Source organism: Nostoc sp. C110, from assembly GCF_043099725.1.
In the GTDB taxonomy this organism is placed as follows: Bacteria; Cyanobacteriota; Cyanobacteriia; order Cyanobacteriales; family Nostocaceae; genus Nostoc; species Nostoc muscorum_A.
Genome location: NZ_CP171148.1, coordinates 2,234,604 through 2,252,111, shown reverse-complemented (window position 1 = coordinate 2,252,111; position 17,508 = coordinate 2,234,604). Strand labels below are relative to the sequence as shown.

Annotated in this window: 16 protein-coding genes; 8 read left to right on the top strand and 8 right to left on the bottom strand. The window is 41.1% G+C overall.

Going from position 1 to position 17,508, the window contains the following annotated elements:
* Positions 1-6: 6 nt before the first annotated feature.
* The 4 genes from ACFFRD_RS15210 to ACFFRD_RS15195 all read right to left on the bottom strand — a co-directional run bounded on the left by ACFFRD_RS15210 (position 7) and on the right by ACFFRD_RS15195 (position 5,309).
* Positions 7-2,268 (bottom strand): tetratricopeptide repeat protein, encoded by a 2,262-nt coding sequence (locus ACFFRD_RS15210; protein ID WP_392482192.1) that lies wholly within the window; start codon positions 2,266-2,268, stop codon positions 7-9.
* 767 nt (positions 2,269-3,035) lie between these two features.
* A complete protein-coding gene (locus tag ACFFRD_RS15205; protein ID WP_392482191.1) occupies positions 3,036-3,782 on the bottom strand; it encodes a phycoerythrobilin:ferredoxin oxidoreductase in 747 nt (248 codons plus the stop codon).
* Positions 3,783-3,843: 61 nt separating this feature from the next.
* Positions 3,844-4,578 carry a 15,16-dihydrobiliverdin:ferredoxin oxidoreductase gene (locus ACFFRD_RS15200; protein ID WP_392482190.1) on the bottom strand — a complete coding sequence of 245 codons (735 nt, stop codon included), beginning with the start codon at positions 4,576-4,578 and terminating at the stop codon, positions 3,844-3,846.
* Positions 4,579-4,757: 179 nt separating this feature from the next.
* Positions 4,758-5,309: a phycobiliprotein lyase gene (locus ACFFRD_RS15195; RefSeq protein WP_392482188.1), complete on the bottom strand. Its 552-nt coding sequence runs from the start codon at positions 5,307-5,309 to the stop codon at positions 4,758-4,760.
* Positions 5,310-5,449: 140 nt separating this feature from the next.
* Between ACFFRD_RS15195 and ACFFRD_RS15190 the strand changes: the two genes are divergently transcribed.
* A complete protein-coding gene (locus ACFFRD_RS15190; protein ID WP_392482187.1) occupies positions 5,450-6,274 on the top strand; it encodes a pentapeptide repeat-containing protein in 825 nt (274 codons plus the stop codon).
* A 189-nt stretch (positions 6,275-6,463) separates the two neighbouring features.
* On the opposite strand, the gene ACFFRD_RS15185 is transcribed toward ACFFRD_RS15190, so the two are convergent.
* Together ACFFRD_RS15185 and ACFFRD_RS15180 are read right to left on the bottom strand one after the other, a co-directional pair.
* The gene (locus tag ACFFRD_RS15185) at positions 6,464-6,664 is read right to left on the bottom strand and encodes a hypothetical protein (protein ID WP_392482186.1); all 201 of its coding nucleotides are present in this window, start codon (positions 6,662-6,664) and stop codon (positions 6,464-6,466) included.
* A 146-nt stretch (positions 6,665-6,810) separates the two neighbouring features.
* Positions 6,811-7,473, bottom strand: coding sequence for a HEAT repeat domain-containing protein (locus tag ACFFRD_RS15180; RefSeq protein ID WP_392482185.1), 663 nt, complete (start codon positions 7,471-7,473; stop codon positions 6,811-6,813).
* A gap of 100 nt (positions 7,474-7,573) precedes the next feature.
* Between ACFFRD_RS15180 and ACFFRD_RS15175 the strand changes: the two genes are divergently transcribed.
* The 6 genes from ACFFRD_RS15175 to ACFFRD_RS15150 all read left to right on the top strand — a co-directional run bounded on the left by ACFFRD_RS15175 (position 7,574) and on the right by ACFFRD_RS15150 (position 12,720).
* On the top strand, positions 7,574-8,155 hold the full coding sequence (locus tag ACFFRD_RS15175; protein WP_392482184.1) for a phycobilisome protein: 582 nt from the start codon (positions 7,574-7,576) through the stop codon (positions 8,153-8,155).
* Between the two features lie 658 nt (positions 8,156-8,813).
* Positions 8,814-9,572: a phycobilisome rod-core linker polypeptide gene (locus ACFFRD_RS15170; protein ID WP_392482183.1), complete on the top strand. Its 759-nt coding sequence runs from the start codon at positions 8,814-8,816 to the stop codon at positions 9,570-9,572.
* Between the two features lie 324 nt (positions 9,573-9,896).
* The gene (locus ACFFRD_RS15165) at positions 9,897-10,433 is read left to right on the top strand and encodes a phycobiliprotein lyase (protein ID WP_163928626.1); all 537 of its coding nucleotides are present in this window, start codon (positions 9,897-9,899) and stop codon (positions 10,431-10,433) included.
* Positions 10,434-10,491: 58 nt separating this feature from the next.
* On the top strand, positions 10,492-11,121 hold the full coding sequence (locus tag ACFFRD_RS15160) for a chromophore lyase CpcT/CpeT (protein WP_163928625.1): 630 nt from the start codon (positions 10,492-10,494) through the stop codon (positions 11,119-11,121).
* A complete protein-coding gene (locus ACFFRD_RS15155; RefSeq protein ID WP_114082081.1) occupies positions 11,115-11,453 on the top strand; it encodes a CpeR family transcriptional regulator in 339 nt (112 codons plus the stop codon). The genes ACFFRD_RS15160 and ACFFRD_RS15155 overlap by 7 nt, the downstream gene beginning before the upstream one ends.
* A 1,105-nt stretch (positions 11,454-12,558) precedes the next feature.
* The gene (locus ACFFRD_RS15150) at positions 12,559-12,720 is read left to right on the top strand and encodes a hypothetical protein (protein WP_392482182.1); all 162 of its coding nucleotides are present in this window, start codon (positions 12,559-12,561) and stop codon (positions 12,718-12,720) included.
* Positions 12,721-12,748: 28 nt separating this feature from the next.
* On the opposite strand, the gene ACFFRD_RS15145 is transcribed toward ACFFRD_RS15150, so the two are convergent.
* The gene (locus tag ACFFRD_RS15145; protein ID WP_392483076.1) at positions 12,749-14,404 is read right to left on the bottom strand and encodes an iron uptake porin; all 1,656 of its coding nucleotides are present in this window, start codon (positions 14,402-14,404) and stop codon (positions 12,749-12,751) included.
* Positions 14,405-14,783: 379 nt separating this feature from the next.
* Here ACFFRD_RS15145 and ACFFRD_RS15140 point away from each other — a divergent pair, with 379 nt between their 5' ends.
* Positions 14,784-17,138 carry a hypothetical protein gene (locus tag ACFFRD_RS15140; protein WP_392482181.1) on the top strand — a complete coding sequence of 785 codons (2,355 nt, stop codon included), beginning with the start codon at positions 14,784-14,786 and terminating at the stop codon, positions 17,136-17,138.
* 64 nt (positions 17,139-17,202) lie between these two features.
* Here ACFFRD_RS15140 and ACFFRD_RS15135 read toward each other — a convergent pair whose 3' ends face one another.
* Complete coding sequence (locus ACFFRD_RS15135; protein ID WP_392482180.1) at positions 17,203-17,391, bottom strand: hypothetical protein; 189 nt, start codon at positions 17,389-17,391, stop codon at positions 17,203-17,205.
* Between the last annotated feature and the right edge of the window lie 117 nt (positions 17,392-17,508).

The following is a 17,508-nucleotide window of genomic DNA, read 5'->3' as shown; positions in this document are numbered from 1 at the left end:
GTTTGTTTAAGGAATGCTCCAGGTAAGCAGTTGTTTTTGAATTTCAGACATGGGATAAGCTAAATCTCGATCTTCGCCTTTTCTTGCAAAGACGATGCCTAAAAGCCGATTTTGCGAATCAATTACAGGACTGCCAGAATAACCAGGTTTGAGTGCAGCTTGAGATATTTCTAATCGCTGGTTTTGATAGCTGATTTGTCCTGATTGCATAGACCAAGATTTATCTTCACCTCTTTGGGCAGAATGACCGATAATCCGAATGGGCATTTTTGGGGTAATGGCAGTTGAGGAGATGGTTAAGGGTTGGATATCTTCTGGTAGTTTACCAATAACTTCCAAAACGGCTAAATCTAGTTGTTCGTCTTTAGTCATTTTGAACAGCTTGGCATCTCGCCGCATTCGCACTCGGTTTGATGGCGGTGTACTAAAAAATTCAACTTGAATATTTTTGCCCTGTTCATTGCCATCAAAAATGACATGACGATTGGTGAGGATTAATGTTCGGTTGTCTTCTCGTTTAATTACTATGCCAGTGCCAATCTCTATTCCCTGGCGATCGCTGTTAAAAAACTCCGCAGTGATGAGAACTACAGAACGCTTAACGGTTACGCTTGGGTCATTCTTAGGCAACCATTGGCGATCGTTTTCTACACTAGCTAGTTTATTCTGTTGCTCTATCAATAACCGTCGTGCTTCTCTATTGTTGTTAGCGGCATATATAAAATCGGGGTTAACAAAATAAGAGTTAATCCTTTCTGACTCGTCAAACTGTTCAATGGCTTCTTTTAGTTTCCCTTGCTGTTGGAATGTATAACCCAAGTTATTATGAACAATAGTATGAGTGCTAGCTGGAGTTTTAGAATTATCTTCTGGCAATATTAGGGCTTTTTGGTAGGCGGCAACTGCTGCATCTAATTTCTTCTGGTCACTCAGAGCAATGCCGAGATTGTTGTAAGCATTAGCATCGTTGGGGTTAAGTTGAATTGCTTTTTGGTAGGCAGCAACTGCTGCATCTAATTTCTTCTGGTCACTCAAGGCATTGCCGAGACCGTAGTAAGCATTAGCTAAGTTAGGGTTGAGTTGAATTGCTTTTTGGTAGGCGGCAACTGCTGCATCTAATTTCTTCTGGTCACTCAAGACAATGCCGAGATTGTTGTAAGCAGTAGCATAGTTAGGGTTAAGTTGAATTGCTTTTTGGTAAGTGGCGACAGCAGCATCTATTTTCTTCTGGTCTCTCAGGACATTGCCGAGACCGTTGTAAGCATTAGCATCGTTGTGGTTGAGTTGAATTGCTTTTTCGTAGGCGGCAACTGCTGCATCTAATTTCTTCTGGTCACTCAGGGCAATGCCGAGATTGTTGTAAGCAATAGCTAAGTTAGGGTTGAGTTGAATTGCTTTTTCGTAGGTGGCGACAGCAGCATCTAATTTCTTCCGCTCACTCAGGACATTGCCGAGACCGTTGTAAGCAATAGCTAAGTTAGGGTTGCGTTGAATTGCTTTTTCGTAGGCGGCGACAGCAGCATCTAATTTCTTCTGGTCTCTCAGGGCATTGCCGAGATTGTTGTAAGCAATAGCTAAGTTAGGGTTGAGTTGAATTGCTTTTTCGTAGGTGGCGACAGCAGCATCTAATTTCTTCTGGTCTCTCAGGACATTGCCGAGATTGTTGTAAGCAATAGCATCGTTGTGGTTGAGTTGAATTGCTTTTTCGTAGGCGGCAACTGCTGAATCTAATTTCTTCTGCTCATACAGGGCAATGCCGAGATTGTAGTAAGCAGTGGCATAGTTGGGGTTAAGTTGAATTGCTTTTTCGTAGGCGGCAACTGCTGCATCTAATTTCTTCCGCTCACTCAGGGCATTGCCTAGACCATTGTAAGCAGTAGCCAAGTTAGGGTTGAGTTGCAAGGCTTTCTTGTGAGATGCTAATGCCTCGTCTTGTTTCCCTTGAGCATTTAGCACATTCCCTATACCAACGTAGGCTTCGGCATCATTAGGGTTGAGTTGTAATACTTTCTTGTGAGCTGCTAAAGCTTCCTCTAGTTTCCCCTGTCGCCCCAAAGCATTCCCCAAATTGTTATAAGCTTTGCCATTATCAGGTTCAACTTGTAAAACTTTTCGCCAAATTGTCTCTGCTTGGGAGTTATTACCGACCGATTCGGCAGCGTCGCCTTGTTTAAATAGCTGTTCTATATTGTTTTGAGCAACTACAAACTGGGGTGTGGTAGCCAGAAATAGAGTTAAAAATAAAGTAATAAATATACGGTTGTGCATAATCATGCTCATACGTTAGATGATTTTATCAGGACTTACCCGAAAATCGCTAAAAACCGGATGAATTTTTGATAAATAGTCGTGAAAGAGTCTTTGAACTCCGTTAATGAACCTCGGAGCTTCGTGAACGAGTCTTTGAACTCCGTTAATGAACCTCAGAGCTTCGTGAATGAGTCTTTGAACTCCGTTAATAAACCTCAGAGCTTCGTGAACGAGTCTTTGAACTCCGTTAATGAACCTCAGAGCTTCGTGAATGAGTCTTTGAACTCCGTTAATGAACCTCAGAGCTTCGTGAACGAGTCTTTGAACTCCGTTAATGAACCTCACAGCTTCGTGAACGAGTCTTTGAACTCCGTTAATGAACCTCACAGCTTCGTGAATGAGCCTTTGATACTCGTGGATGTAGTTTATAGTTGAGTTTTATATAGACCTAACAAGAACAGCCCCTTCTCTACTAGCGTTGGGGAAGTAAGATTCAAAGCCTCTCTCCTAAAGGGCTACGGTCTACATACAAATCTTTCAAATTTATCCCACAAGCTTTTGATCCCCCCAACCCCCCTTAAAAAAGCAAAAAACTCTCAAAGTCCTCCTTTTTAAGGAGGATTTAGGAGGATCTACAACATTTTGGTTTTGTAGAGAGAGGAATCGAAGTGAGGTCAAAGTTTATTAAATACAAAAGCGATCGCTGAAATAATTCTTACCATGCGATCGCCGTTGCTTGGGCTATTATAATTTGCCATTGCTCCTTACTTCCTGTACAAGAGCCTCTAGTTGACGACTGTTAATTTTCTCTCTAAATCAAATAAAAAGCCGTGGATATACTCTTCAGTCCATTCGGCACCATAGAAGCGTTTAAACATCCCTCGTGCTGGGTCTTTTTCAGCCCGATATCGTAGATATCGCAGTTGGGCTTGCTCAATGGCTACTAAATTTTGGGAATCTGTTACAGCTTCTGCCTGCTCTACGAAATCTAGATAAGCTTTTAAATAGTCTTTGAAAGCGGCAAACACCTGAGTTTCTACTACAGCCGTTTCTTGGGGACGAGTCCACAGAAAAGCGGGAGAGAAAAAGGGCTGTGCTTCTTCGGGGAAATCTCCTCCCCAAGATAGATGCTGTTGATGAGTGTGGAAAATGGGCAGAATTGGTTCAGTATATTTTGCCTGATATGCTGAATCATCCCGAAATAGGGGCTGCATATCCAAAGCGATTAGGTGTCCTCCTGGTAATGTCACCAGATCCGCCCCAAAAAAGGGTAAATCGTAGTTGAGGCGGGGAAAAATCACAAAATTCAGCACTTGTAGCGAATTACCACCCTGGACATGAGCAGCACGAATTTGGCGTAATTTTGCAGTTTTAAAGGCGTAACTAGTGGTGACAACTTCTTCTTGATTTTTGCCCTTACCCACAACAGCACTTTTGGACTCAAACCCAGTGGGGATGGGATAGGGTTCTAAATCCAAGCGCGATCGCATATAGGCGATCGCATAATCGAGAAATGGCTGATACAGTGTCACGTCGCTTCGCTCCGAATTAAAAATTAAAAATTAAAAAACTTCTGCCTCCTGCCTCCTGCCTTCATCTTTTGCTGGCACTAACTGCTAGAGGAACAGCATCTTCAAATAAAAATTCATGAAGAAAACGCTCCGCCCATTCATGACCGAAGTAACTGCTAAACAAACCAGATGCTGGATCTCGGTCTGCACTATATTGGTCATAGTCTTTTTGGGCTTTGACAATCCGTTGGATATCTTCTGGATCTTGAAGCGCTTGGGCATCTGTTAGCATTTGCCAATACAAGTTTAAATAATCTTGAAAAGCTTCAAAGACTCGCGTTGAAACTGTTTCAGCATCTGTTTTGGCAAACAAGAGGTACTTAGAAAAATACTGGTTGGCATCGTAAAACTTCATTTCTAAGTTTTGCGCCAAATCCGGGTATTTATTATGGAGATATTTTAGCGGAGCTATATATTTGTTTTGATAATCTTCATCCTGAAACAAAGGCTGAAAGTCAAGCACAATTAGATTTTTGACTTTGCCAAAGGATAAAAAATCAATCCCTAACAGAGGTAAATCGTAGTTATGGCTAGGATAAATCACGCTGTTAAAAATTTGGGCGCTTTCCCCGGCATCAATATAGGTATAGCGAATTTTCCGCAACTCTTGAGATTGGTAACACCAACTGCGAATAGTTGCAGGGTTTCTGCCGCGATCGCTAACTTTGAATTCCAAACCAGGGGGAATGACCTTACTTTGTAAATCAAAGCGCTGAAATAGCTCTTTTTCTAAAAATTCCAGGAAAGGTTTATACATGGAACATGATTTGTTAACCCTTGCATGAAAATAAGTTATGGCAATCATGCACGTCTCATTTATGAGAAACAAAGCAACATTCCTTAATAGGGCATTGGGAATTGGGAATTGGGAATTGGTTATTCTCCTCTACTTCCTCTCCATTCCCCATTCCCCATTCCCCAATTCCCCATTCCCCACTAACGCCTAGCATGATTCTGAGCGATCATTTGCTCTAGAAGTTCTTGGGAAACACAGCGACGTTCAGAACAATAAGCCATTAAGTTGACACCGTTCATCATTCGCACGGTACTAACTCTGACACGAAAATCATCAGTAATAAACCAACAACGTTCTTGACCTTGGTTATTGTCATAGTCAGTATCAATCGTCAGCACTCCATCATCGGCAAACCGATACTGGCTGACAACGGGAATGCTCTCAACATAGCCTTGGTTACGGATCAGTTTTCCAGAACGCCTCGTTTCGTCGGGAATATCAACCAAAATGGCAGCATTATCATTAGGTAGCCTGGTATCTAAGTTAGCCTGCCATGCAAAACTCGCACCGCCTGTTGCTTTAGTTGGGTCTATGCCTTGGTCTTTACAGACTTCTTGGACTTTAGGATCGTTCTTTTCCATGACTTTAATGATCAAATTCGACTGCCCAGACTCATCCGCTGCTGAGTCAAAATGGTGAACGGAACGTTCCGTAAACCATGTACCCTCACTTTTACGGAAGAAGTCGATCATTGACAAGGGCGGTATTAGATGCATCTGTTTTAAAACCTCTTTTTATCAAATTTTGCCGTTAGTGAATACTGAGCAATGAGATAAAGTCCCAATTTCGCTAAAGTGTAGAATAACTCCAAAAGTTATATTTTTATCAACTGATGACAAATAGTGAAATTCAACTTATCACTAGCGAACGCTCCAGTCCAACTCCAGAAATATTAACAGCCCTCAAAGCCGGAACCCCTTTGGATTGGGTCGATTTGTACCAATTCAATCTCAGGGAAGTTGATTTACAACAAGCTAATTTGAGCAAAGCCAAGCTACTAGGAGCCGACCTCAGCGAGCTAGTCTTGAGTAATGCCGATTTGAGTGGCGCAGATTTGCGAGGTGCTAATCTGCAAGGAGCCGATTTGAGTGGGGCTAATTTGCAGGGAGCCTATTTAAATCGTGCTAACCTCCAAAAAGCAAATCTCAGTGGCGCAAATTTGGAAGGAGCCAAACTGCAAGTAGCGCGTTATGATACACATACGAAATGGCCTCAAGAATATAACTACAAAGCTTCGGGAGCGGTAGGGCCAGGTGCTAATCTCAATGGTGCTTTTCTCAACACAGCTTCTTTACGGAACGCAGATTTACAAGGTGTTAATCTGCGTGGAGCCTACCTGAGTGGCGCTGACTTGACAGGAGCAAATTTGCAAGGTGCGGCTTTAAGTGGCGCTGATTTGACGAAAGCTTATTTGACTGGGGCTTGTTTGCGGAATGCTCGATTGACTGGAGCTGATTTGCGGGATGCAGACCTACGAGCGACTGACCTATATGATGCAGAGATGGAGCATCTTCAAAGTATCGCTGGTGCAGATTTTACTTTAGCCCAAGGACTCACAGAAGCAACTAAAGCTATGCTTAAAAGCCGTCCCTATTCAGAACTTGACGTTTGGAACGCCTACACTCGTACAACAACTCGTGAGAGTTTGAGTGCTTGACTGTCGCAATTTTGGCGTTGCTGATTCCATGCATGAAAATGATTTTGCATCATACCAAAATCCTTGTAGAGACGTAGCACTGCTACGTCTCTACATCCAGATTCATGCTTTAATTCAGCAACGTGGCAATTTTAAATTTTAGATTTTAATATCAAGTTCACTTAATTACTTGATAATTTAGTAGTGACTTTACAACAGTTGCCAGTTCTTTTTTAAGAGCGCTAAAAACGTAGCGTATCCTTCAGAAAAACCCGGTGCATCGGGTAGAGCATATTGGGGAAATTCTTTATACGATCGCCAGGCTTCCGAAGCTTTATGTCGCAAATGTAAAGCAGATTCTGAGGAACCTGGTGGTCGCCAAGTCATTTGACCAGTTTGTATCTCAGTCACAAATGCCTCCTCATCTCGAAAAAGTTGATCTTTTCTTCCAGATTTTGGCAGATTAGCCGGATATTTTGGTTAGTTTTAAGGTTAAATAGCATATTGTCTATTCTTGAAATAAATCTTATCACAAGATTGGGCACAAACCCACATCGCTATTGTGGTAGCAAGTCTTCTAAAGCAGCTCCGACAACTCGGTGATCTTCATCCTGTCTAAGTTGGTTTAGGGCTGCTTTTGCTTCCGGCTCGTCAAAGCGTTTGAGGGCATAGCTAACTCGCACACGCATCCGCCAAGATTCATCATTCACTAACGTTAGTATTTGGGATAGTGCCGCAGTATGTTGGCTAGAATCAGCTAGTAAAACGAGTCCATCAACAGAGGATTCCTGAACTGTGAAATCTTCATCTTTTAAACCTTGAACGCAGATATCAAATAGTTCTTCAGGACAATTCATTTCAGCGATCGCAGCTAAAATGCTCCGCTTAACTAGCCAGTGGTCATCTTGATAAAATGCCATAACTAGATGAGAAACTGCAACTCTGCCAAATAGCGATAAAGAATTTGCCGCCTCTGCTCGCACGTTGGGGGTATCATCAAATTTCATAATTTGCATCAAAGCAGCAAAGGATTCTGCTGATTGTTGATTACCCAAACCCCTGGCTACAAAAGAACGCACCAAAAATTCTGAGTCATGAAGTTTACTTGCTAAGAGAGGAACTGCAACTTCTGATTCATAATCATTGAGGGCTGCGATCGCCTTCAAACGAGAGTGAAAATCTGGGTTCTTCAGTTCAGTTTGGATTTGATCGATTTCCATAGGTGCATTTGGTAGAGCTATCTTTACTTTATTTTACAGATGTCAAAAAATAGCGATCGCATTTGGGAAGATTTAACGCAATACCCTAAACTCTTAATCAATGACTCAATTAAGCGAAACCGTCAAAGAATTAATCGCCAAAGCTAGAATTATCAGTTTTGCTGAGTGGGAACAGTCTCATTCCAAAGCAGCGATCGCCATATTTCAAGCTGCGGATGATGCTTTCCGTTATCTGAGCGACGAAGATTTATTACAGATTCAAACCTTGTCATCCGATAATTCTGAGTTGATTCCTATTGCTGTGTTGTTACGCGATCGCGCCGCCGAAATTGTTGATGAAGCTAGAGAGCAGGTTTTGACTACCTATCCTGAAATTATCCAGCCTGGAGGTGGTCTTTATCCGCCTGAACGCGCCCAAGCTTGCTGGCGAGATTTTTGGCATTTTCTCCGTTGTATTACTTATGGCATAGCAGGTGGACACGCTGAGTATACAAATCCCACAGGACTGCACTATATGAACTTACTCTATCAGGAATTACAAGTTCCATTAGATGCAATGCTCTTAGGTTTAAAAAGCATTAAAGCTGCTAGTTTGAAACGCTGCCCAGCCAATCAGCAAGAAATTCTTAATCCCTATTTTGACCATTTAATCACCCAACTGGCTACTTTTCAAATTCGGTAAGGTAAGTGAGCGTGAATAATTCAAGGTTTGTAGTCACGGTTATAGCTGCTTACTAAGAGCCAATTTAATTGAATTTACATTACGTAACATAGTTGGATTTATTCTTGCCCACTTACCAAGATTAACTTTGGTGAATCGGCACTATAAATACTCTTGCTCAAGGGAAAACAACAATACAATCGCCTGCATCCCAATCTCAAATCAAATTCTAAAAACAAGCTTAAATTTCTCTAAAGTATTATCTAACTTAACAAAATTTAATAAATATGGTTTCGGCATCGTATCAGAATGTGTAAAGGTATTTAATGATGTAAAAACTTCAATAATTAAAACTAATAAGGATTTAAAGTCTCTATGACCTTTCCTTTGTCACAAAGATGTAAAGTTTTTTAACATCTGCTGAATTCCTTCTCATAAAATCTAGTTGTTAACTGGGAGATAGTTTAAATAGCTTTTAGACCAGCATCATGATTAGGATTTGCTCAATTCTGCCGTCAGTTGTCATATACAAAGATATCTAACGCACTTTAAAAAAATAAAGTTTTACACATGCTAGTCAGTAGCAAAAATAACTGACAACTGAGGCGAAATTCTACCCCTTATGGGGGTAGAATGCTCAAAAATTTCATTTAATTTACGTTTTTAGGGAGATACTTCAATGTCACTGTGGGCTATTGATTCACCTAATGTTGAACTGCGTCCGAACACCAGCGAAAGTGAATTACAAACACTGATTCGGGCGGTTTACAAACAGGTTTTGGGGAATGCTCACTTGCTAGAAAGTGAGCGCCTAGCTACTGCTGAATCGCAATTGCGCGATCGCAAAATCAGCGTCCGCGAATTCGTCAATACCGTTGCGAAATCAGAACTCTATCAATCTCTGTTTTTCAGTTCTTCTTCCCAATATCGGTTCATTGAACTGAACTTCAAACACCTGCTAGGTCGTCCTCCTGCCGATCAAGCAGAAATTGCAGAACACGTCCGCATCTACAACGAACAGGGCTACGATGCTGAAATCGAATCCTATATCGATAGCGAAGAGTATCAGCGAAATTTTGGCGAGAATATTGTTCCTTATCCTCGCAGCACTAGCTCCCAAATAGGAATTAAGAATGTTACCTTTAACCGCACCTTTACCTTATTGAGAGGAGTAGCAAGCAGCGATAGCGATCGCAAAGCTAAACTGATCAGGGATATAGGTGCAAATTTACCCACATCCATCAAGGCTCCTGCTGCTGGTTCTAGTGTAAGCAGCACCAGCAAACGCTTCTTGATTAAGGCAGTCAAAGGTTCAAATAATCTCCGTACTCGTCTGGGCAACCTTGAATACGTAGTTAACTACAACCAACTGTCTGGGCAAGTGCAAAACATTCATAAAGCGGGCGGCAAAATCATCAGTATTACTGAAGTTGCTTAGGGAGTGAGACTGGGGGGAAAATAATAACTTCTAACTCCTCAATACGGTTCGGTTAAAGGGGAAAGGGAAAAGGGGAAGGGTTTTGAATACATCCTTTACCCCTTGCCATTCCCCAGACCACAAGGAAAGTAAAAAATGCTTATCCGAATAACCGTATTGCCCAACTCCTAACTCCCTACTCAGCACGGGCCAAATACCCCGATACCCCTAACAGCATTCCCAAGTGCAGTTGTAATCAAGGAAGCTAGTATATAGGCTGGGAGAATAACTATTTAGCCAAGATATTTCTTGGATTGTAGGCTACTTTTTAAAATCACTTTTCTAATGGAAATTACTGAATTCTTTGAACTTTCAATTGGGCGATGGCGATCGCAACGTAGTGGTCATCATTTAGCATTCGCTCACTTTGAACAAGTGCTGTCTAACATTGACATTGAGTCTCTATCCACCGACGATCCGGCGGTATTAGCAATTTGTCAATTGTATGACACCGACCCCGGCAGTATCACTCACCCCTTTCGGATGACTTGGAAAGGTGAGTCAGACTGGGACGATAAACCAATCTCTGGTAGTACTGTGCTGGTGCCAATTCCAGATATAGAAAATCCTTCTAGGGGAAAACTCTTACGCGATCAAGGATACGCTGAGACAATCCCCGCAGTGGGTAAATACCACTTGAGTGAAGATGGGATTTTTACCCTGCTGACGGAGTATGAACATGCTGCTGCTGAAGAGCGAATTTGGTTTGCCACACCAAATCTGCGATTTCGGGTAGCGACAATTAAAACCAGTGATGGTAAAGGTGTGACAACAGCTTCCTTTTCTTCAGAGATTCGCTCTTTGTCTAGTTCAACCAGTTAGTAATATCAGGTTAAAACATAGAAGGAATCATCTGATTTTGTCACTACTGAGGTTGAATATGACAATAGCACCCAGTGAATCTAGCACCAACGCTAGTGATTTGCTCACCCTAGCCTGTTGGATGGCAGGAGATTTTAGCAACTACAAGCAATCTTTTGCAAATCCCCAACTTTACGCCCACATTCACATTTTTTTCCGTCCTTTACCGATTGAATTTTTTTCTGCCATCGGTTTTTATTCAGAACAAGCGTATGACCACGATTTATGGACACCCTACCGCCAAGGAGTACATAGACTGGTAGATTGTGGCGATCGCATTTATATCGAAAATTACAGCTTGAAAGACCAGATGCTTTATGCAGGTGCGGCTCGTGAATTAGATATCCTCAAAACCATCACCCCAGATTGTATCGAACGGCGTTATAACTGTTCGATGGTTTTCCAACGAGAGGGTGAAATGTTTCGGGGTAGCGTGGAACCGGGTAATCAATGTTTGATTAACCGCAATGGCTGCCAGACATATTTAGTCAGCGACGTAGAAATAACCGAGCATACTTGGATAAGTCTAGATAAAGGTATGGATATTGAAACCCACAAGCAGATATGGGGGTCAACTGCTGGGCCTTTGCGATTTGAGAAACGGGAAAGTTTTGCTGATGAATTACTTGCAGTGAGAGCGTTATGTTGATTCAGCTTGAATCTGTTAAATATAAAATGTTACCTCCACAGGCTGAAAAAAAGATGCGCTGTTGGATTCGTAGCCGCCACTTGATTTGTTCCGGTAACTTTTTTATATTCGAGACATTAGAATATACGACCATTGAAAGATTCTCCCAATGTGTCGCTTCTTTAGGAGGAACAGTAATATCCGTTGACCCCATTAACAAAATCTGGATGGGCGATCATCGCCAAGTAATTTTATATCAGGCTAAAGCTAGTTTACATACTCCTCATCATACTTTGAAACAATACTGGATAAAATACGGTGGTTTCTACACTAGATTTGATGAGCGTGCTTAGAGTGACTTTCCTACGGAAATCCTTCTGACATTTGAATTTTAAATACTCCCCAAGGGGATTGACGGCTAATTGTTAATGTTTAATTGCTAATTATTTACTATGATTAGCTGTTATTTATTAACAGTTAGCCGTCTAAGTTTGTTAGAAATACGTACTGTAAAAAAGAATCCAATACTGCATAGATTTTGCCTAACAAATAAATTTTTATTAATCATTCTTTGATGGTAAATAAACCTGCACTGTAGGGGCAATTCATGAATTGCTCCTACACATGTATTTTGCATAATTTTTGTAAAAAATTATACTATGTAGACAAATATAAATTATCTCTAATTGATGGTGCAATGTTTACGATGGGCTATGCCTACGCAGGCTTTTTTATGTCCCGAAGCAGCACACCTTATGCAATATTAATTAACGATAACAAGAGAAAACTAAATCTTTCATTATAAGCCATCACTAAATCCTTTGAGTAACTATTAATTTTTCTTGAGAGTAAAATCCATAGCTGACAAATACATTGAATTACAGAGAAAATAATATTCGTCTTTGATTGATAAGTATTTGGCAATTTGGCAGCTAGTGATTAGAGTATTTTGATATATTGCAGAAATTACCAAGATGTTTTTACTTTTTATACAGAAGACGGGCTAACGCCCGTCTTTTTTGTCGTTAATTATTTGGCATTTTGACATTACATTATAATTAAGCTGTGATATATTAGCTAGAATGCAAATGATTGAAACATTAAGAATAAGCTCAACTAGCATTCTTGTTGTTTATATTATTTGTTCGTCTTACAACCTATTAAGTTTTATTTGTGCTGTTTTTTGCAGAGTCCAAGGTGTATTGCCACTTTCAAGCTATTTAGACGGGATAATTTATCCCGTCTTTTATTTTGTTTACTAGTTGGAAAAATTGCTTTTATGCAAGTTTTAGATATAAAAATATTTTGAGTTTTTTTACTATCTTTAATATCTAAATTAATCTGCCATAGCTTCTAACATTTGGCAGATTAATTTTCTATTTGAGGTATTCAATGATACTAGGAAAATATCCTATCAGGTTTGAGGATATTTGCACACATCCTATAGGAAGATGCCCTATGAATATAATAATGAGTAAATTAATTCGGGATGTTGTTATGCACTGGATTTATATAGAGGTTTGGCTCACCGCCAAACCTTTTTTTATATCTCCAGAACTCACACAAAAATCGCCAAAAAATTTAATTTATCAGATGACTCTCTCGTCTTATATGCTGTAAGCTCTATAATGTTTGTCTGCAAGGAAAATTAAAAACTAAAAGTACTCCGCAGAATGCCGATGGTAACTGAGTCACTATCTGGTGTATTACCAGGCTGCAAGAGATGAATTATTCCTGGTGTAATGCTAATATTATCAGTTAGCTGAAAACGATAAAATGCCTCAATTTGAGTCGTAGTTCCTGGTTGTCCACCTGCACGTCCTAAACCGGTATTAATAAAGTCAGGGACATTATTCCCCACAGGTAGGTCGCTACTAGTTATTTTAGGAGGTTGACCGACATAAATTCCCCCCAAATTTCCTTTAGCAAATAAATCAGGGAAATTCATAAACACCATATAATTAGTCGTTTCTACATTTCCTGATTGTCCAGGAATGTAAGATTTAGTATAACCACCCCACGCACCTGCGCTAATACGAGGTGAAATTTGCCAAGTGACAGTCGCACCCACAGCATTAGTTTGCAAAGGTGCTGATTTTCCGGTAGTGGTATTAACTGTAGTTAAGCATTCATCACCAACAAAGGTTAGCAAACAACCATCCGAAGAATAATTGTTGACATAATACAAGCTTAAATCTAGAGTGTCAGTTGGTGTTAGCAGCAATTGCACACCAGTAGTTGTGGTTCCATCGAATAAACCGCTACTGTTACCGGGATTGCCTGGTTTATAACTAGTATAAATTGCCTGCAAACTGGCGCGTTTAGCAAATTGCCAATCAATAGCTATACCGCCGTGACCGTATCCCATATTTAAAATTGGGTTTCTTTGGGCAAAATAAGACAGCGGCCCTGTTGCAGCACTTTCTACCCGATTGGGGCCTCGGAAAGCAGCAGGCATACTTACGCCTTCTGTTCCCACCATTATTGCTAATTTATCCGTCACCAGCCAATGAAAATTGAGGTCACTTAGAATCAAGCTATCTGTAGGAAATTCGTAGCCAAGTAAAACATCATTCCGGGAAACACTATTGGTAAATCTAGGCGAAGTTTTTCCTTTACCATCTATAAGACCTGTAAACAAGTAACTACTAGGAGTGATTTGACTAGTCAAATATAGTTGCGCCAGGGATATGACATTAATGTTTGTCCCGCCATCATCTGTATCTTTTTGTCCATCTCTAAGATTGACATCACCACGATTGCTAGTCCGTCCTTGAATACCAACTATTAGTAGTCCACTGAGTTTGGTTGTTGTTGAGAATTGGTTGGCTTCAAGTTCGCCAGTTCTGGCTTCTAAACTATCGACACGACCCCGCAAAGTTGCTAATTCAGGGGCAAATTCTGATTGCAATTTTTGTAATGTTGCTAAATCTTCGCGGGTAACTAAATCGCTGGTGGCTGTAGTGATTAATTCGTTGACTTTATCCAAACAAGCATTCACCCCGGCGGCGAATTCATACCGAGTTAAGGCGCGATTACCGCGATAGCTACTATCTGGATACCCTGCTATACAACCATAGCGTTCCACCAAAGACTGTAATGCTTGGAATGCCCAATCATTGGGTTGTACGTCTTTGAGTTGAGAAACCGATGTAACTTGCGCCATCGGATTTATGGGGGAGAGGGGAGGAGAATTTAAATCTATACTCTCCTGCGCCTGAGTAGCTTCTGTATTGATGTACTCTTGTGCTGATGCTTTTTGGGCAACTCCATTTACTCCCGCAATGAGTAACCATGCGAGCATCCAGGTTTTGCGATGACTGCGGCTAATAAGTATACCTTTCAACTTTTTACACTCTGCTCACATACTTAAGTGAAGAGTGTATGCGCTATTGTCTAGCGTTCACATGGGAAAATTTACGTATTTTGTCCAAAATTAGACTTAATCTTTCTGGGCAACTTCTGAAAGGACGAGTATAACAGGGTATTGGGTATTGGAGACTAGGTACTAGGAACTAGGAAAGAGTTTTCTCAACGAAGAGGCAGGGGGAAATGACCCCAACCGAGAGCCGTGAAGTAGAGCGGAACATGGGTCTGAATACCCCTTTCTGAATTGTCCCCCCTGCTCCCTTCCCCCTTGCCTCTTTTTCAATCCCCAATCCTCAATTTCTAATCCCCAATCTATGGCAAATCGTCCACGCAAGCTGACACCAAAAGCCTCTAAACAAAATAAACCTCATACAGGTGTGATGAAACGCATCGCTAAAAAACCCCAGACAAAGTTCAAAGGGGGAAGGTGGTTGTCGTCAACGCTAGCGATCGCAATTTTGTTGAGTAGTGCTAGTCTAATTATGGTTTTCTCCTGGATTAGCGTTCTCTTCATCTTCAATCCAGACCAGGTAAGCTGGCTAAATAAAATTTTACCCGCATGGGCACAAATCCCCCTTGGCAACCACGAACGCCCCAAAACTCTCAAACAAATTCAACTCGATTTGAGTCAAAAAAACCAAATATTTGGCGAAACTCTGCCTTTACGTCAAGATGCGAAAGACTCTTTTTTACTGCCAGTTTGGCAACAGCGTCTTAATTGTCAATCTGATTGTAAAAAACTTGTGGAACTCAGGGTTTACGAGCTATCAAAAGAGTTAGAGTTTAAATCTCAGTCCGAAAATTACTACTATTTAGCCACTCAATTACCTATAACTGGGCCAGAGAAATCCTCTGTGATTTCACCCTCACTTGATGAGACATCAGAACCCCAAGATATCAGTGTTCCCCTACCTTTAACTAAAGTGCAACGCTTTGACGGTGGGACACCATCACCAGGGGTTTGGTTTAATTTGCGGGGTCAACGCCAACCAGGAACTGGTGCTTATGGTCAAGTTGTATACTACAATCCACAACGCACCAATTTACTACAAATGTTGTCTTGGACAAGTCCCAACGGACAATTACCCAGATGGCAGCAGGTAACTGGTGATGGTACAAAAGAGTTAGTTGTCGATCAAACTATAGGTTTAGAACCGCACTTACAGGTTTACCAAGTCAAGCCTGTGAGGTTATTCCTCAAACCAATTGAATTGGAGGCGATTACCCTCAAATCAGAAGCCCTCAAAGATTCTGCATACCAAAACGCCCTGTCAATTGCCCGTAGTGGACTATGGACACCAGCCTTTGAATGGTTGAAATTCATCAAGAAACAGCGCAAAGGAGTTTTTCCAGAGGTGGCGCAAGCGCAAATGGATTTGATTCGCTTGCATTCCCAACTTACTAAAACCCAAGCCGAGAAAAAATGGGCAAGTCCTAGCCAAGAAGTGCTAGCAAACTTGATTGATGGTCGCTGGGGGAAAGCATTACAGGTGTTTGAAGCGTCGCCACATAATACTCAAGAAATTGCTACTCTACTCAAAGCTGATAAAAAACGGTTGTGGAATCGCACAGCCGCCGCGTTGCGGGTGAACCCAAATAGACTAGACGTGCAAGCTTGGTTTGCTTTGATTTTGGCAGTTCAGCAGGGAGAAGAACACGCTAATTCCTGGTTAAAGACGCAACCAAAAATTACAAAAGATAATCTTGTCTATATTCAAGGTCTGTTAGCAAAACTCAATAGTGAGGGTGCAAAGTCGCAAATATCCTCTACTCACCCTAGTCAGATTGTTGGTACAGTGCAACCAATTACTCAAGTTACTAGCAGCGAGTGGCTGCAACCAAATTCCTCAGCAGACTTGAAACTCACTGATAATCAAGTTTGGTATCAGGTAGAGGTGAGTGCATTTAATGACGGTAAAAGCTGGCTAAATTCCCCCTTTGAGAATTTGAACCCACCTAAAACTTCCGCCGCCAAATTTTTCTGGAAAACTTTGGGAATCATTTCTGACCCGGAAATTCAGATTATAGTCTGGTTGCCAAACGGAGAACAAAAAATTACTATAGCCGCTATCAAAGCAGTACAACTACAGGGTAAAGTTTTGCGCCTATTGGCTGCGGGCCCAAAAATTCCAGAGAATCAAAACGATGTTCTCCAACCCAAACCTCTAGCTTTGACAAATGCAGCACTGGAATGGGTACAACCATCTCCCATCACTCTACAAGAACTGCATCAACAAAATCCCCAAGGGGTGAAGGTAATATTATCGAGTGTCTGGCAATCTTTACAGCAATCTGGCGAAGTTGCGGCTGGTGCTATTCCTACCTTTGAGCAGATACAGGAAAAGTTGGGTGATTGGCCCGTTCAAGTGATTGATTTAACAAATAATGCTCAACCAGAAATAATACTGACTATCTCAGCAGCATCAATAGCATCATTGAATCAGTCTTCACCTGAAATTCAGGCGAAAAATACAGAAGAACGCCGTGACCGGACTATAATTTTGTCTGATAGCAATCAAGTCATTTACAGTGATTTTACCAGAAATGACTTACAAAGACTCTCTGCGATCGCCAAGCTTTCAGACGTGCAATCTTTAGCTTTATTAGTAGAAAATGCTCATAATTACAGTCTGAAGCGCTGGTCAGAGAAAAATCAGCGCTTTGAATAGCACGCCCTCTAATCAAATTTAAATTAAAGAGGCACTGGCAATCGCTATCTCCAAAATTGACTTATTATTTTTGGTTAGTTTCGGCTAGACGTTGGTTCTTCAGGTTTTCCAACTGCTGCAACAGAGAGTCTACTTCTGCTTGTAAATGCATCAATTTCGCTTGCTGATCGTCTTGATAATAAGACTTGGTTAGCTTACTGACCCAGTTAGCCTGGGACTCGCGATCGGAAACACTAGATAAACAAGTAGGCATCGCTAATTAAATCCACAATTTAACTCACACCATTAGAAATATTATAATAATGCTCTTTTAAGCTTTATTAAAATATTGTATATTTTTCATCAATTACTCTAATGGGTTTTAGGTTCA

Coding starts and splice junctions, on each gene's coding strand:
- ACFFRD_RS15210 (WP_392482192.1), bottom strand. CDS start 2,268: ATGCACAACCGTATATTTATTACTTTATTTTTAACTCTATTTCTGGCT.
- ACFFRD_RS15200 (WP_392482190.1), bottom strand. CDS start 4,578: ATGTATAAACCTTTCCTGGAATTTTTAGAAAAAGAGCTATTTCAGCGC.
- ACFFRD_RS15195 (WP_392482188.1), bottom strand. CDS start 5,309: ATGATCGACTTCTTCCGTAAAAGTGAGGGTACATGGTTTACGGAACGT.
- ACFFRD_RS15190 (WP_392482187.1), top strand. CDS start 5,450: ATGACAAATAGTGAAATTCAACTTATCACTAGCGAACGCTCCAGTCCA.
- ACFFRD_RS15180 (WP_392482185.1), bottom strand. CDS start 7,473: ATGGAAATCGATCAAATCCAAACTGAACTGAAGAACCCAGATTTTCAC.
- ACFFRD_RS15175 (WP_392482184.1), top strand. CDS start 7,574: ATGACTCAATTAAGCGAAACCGTCAAAGAATTAATCGCCAAAGCTAGA.
- ACFFRD_RS15170 (WP_392482183.1), top strand. CDS start 8,814: ATGTCACTGTGGGCTATTGATTCACCTAATGTTGAACTGCGTCCGAAC.
- ACFFRD_RS15165 (WP_163928626.1), top strand. CDS start 9,897: ATGGAAATTACTGAATTCTTTGAACTTTCAATTGGGCGATGGCGATCG.
- ACFFRD_RS15160 (WP_163928625.1), top strand. CDS start 10,492: ATGACAATAGCACCCAGTGAATCTAGCACCAACGCTAGTGATTTGCTC.
- ACFFRD_RS15155 (WP_114082081.1), top strand. CDS start 11,115: ATGTTGATTCAGCTTGAATCTGTTAAATATAAAATGTTACCTCCACAG.
- ACFFRD_RS15150 (WP_392482182.1), top strand. CDS start 12,559: ATGAATATAATAATGAGTAAATTAATTCGGGATGTTGTTATGCACTGG.
- ACFFRD_RS15145 (WP_392483076.1), bottom strand. CDS start 14,404: ATGCTCGCATGGTTACTCATTGCGGGAGTAAATGGAGTTGCCCAAAAA.
- ACFFRD_RS15140 (WP_392482181.1), top strand. CDS start 14,784: ATGGCAAATCGTCCACGCAAGCTGACACCAAAAGCCTCTAAACAAAAT.
- ACFFRD_RS15135 (WP_392482180.1), bottom strand. CDS start 17,391: ATGCCTACTTGTTTATCTAGTGTTTCCGATCGCGAGTCCCAGGCTAAC.